We start from the raw sequence: 1,064 nt of genomic DNA on the forward strand, positions 1-1,064 counted from the left end.
CAGATTCCTATTCGATCTGGGAGTTCTGCACGCAGCACAATTCTTCCGACGCCTTGCTGCGCCTTACCCTTCAACATTCTGCAGGCCGGACTAAAGAGTGTCACCCGTGCGTCGGCGATCCTGGCCAGGATGCGGTAGCCGTCGAACTTGGTTTCGATGATCCAGCCGGAGCCGCTGGGTAACGTTGGCGACAGCGTGGCCAGCTGCGGTGCGAGCTTGGCCGGCAGTACGGCGCGCGGCGCGCGCTTGACGGCGGCGGCGGGATCCTCGTCGAGGACCGCGACAGAATTCTTGGCCCCATCTTCCGCGTTCAGCGCGCCCAACGGCTTGGCGATGACGCTGTCCGGCAGCGCCGCCAGCACATCGAATTCCGACAGCGGGCGTGCCCATGCGTCACGCTTCTTGAACAGGATCCACTGCTCGGATTTGTCGCCCGGCTTGGCAATGCGCACCAGCTCCCAGCGGCCGGCGAGCTTTTCGCCATGGAGATCGAAAAGAAGTTTGCCCGCGGCCATGCCTTCGCGGGGGTCCCCAATCGGCACCCAGGTGCCGCGATCCCACACAATCACCGATCCGGCGCCGTATTGCTTGGGCGGGATGTCGCCCTCGAAGCTGGCATAGTCCAGCGGGTGGTCCTCGACATGGACGGCAATACGCTTTTCGGCGGGATCGTAGCTCGGGCCCTTCGGCACCGCCCAGCTGAGCAGCACGCCATCGAGTTCCAGCCGGAAATCGTAGTGCAGGCGTCGAGCCCAGTGCTTCTGGATGACGAAGCTTAAGGGCGCTTGCTTCTTGCGACGCTGTCGCCCTACGGCCGGTTCAGGGGTGATGCTGAAGTCGCGCTTCTGTTCATAGCGCTCGAGCGCCGACGGTGACGCGGTCTCGCGGCGCGTGGTCCTCGGCCTCGCGGAAGTCGTTGCCATACGAATGAATCGTCCCAACTTTCCTGCTCCACACAGGCACAACACGGTTAGTCTTACTGTGTCACAAATGTGATCGATCAGCCGGACGCGCAACATGGGCAAATGCCAAGGCTGCGCATCAGGTGGAAGCTAAGTTGATGG

Annotated in this window: 1 protein-coding gene; it reads right to left on the reverse strand. The window is 62.7% G+C overall.

The window, feature by feature from the left end; all coding sequences use genetic code 11:
• Positions 1-923 (reverse strand): DNA polymerase ligase N-terminal domain-containing protein (locus tag K309_RS39005; protein ID WP_304413095.1); only part of this gene is annotated, 923 nt, incomplete at its 3' end.
• Positions 924-1,064 lie beyond the last annotated feature (141 nt).

It is taken from the genome of Cupriavidus phytohabitans, from assembly GCF_000426345.1.
Taxonomy (GTDB): domain Bacteria; phylum Pseudomonadota; class Gammaproteobacteria; order Burkholderiales; family Burkholderiaceae; genus Cupriavidus.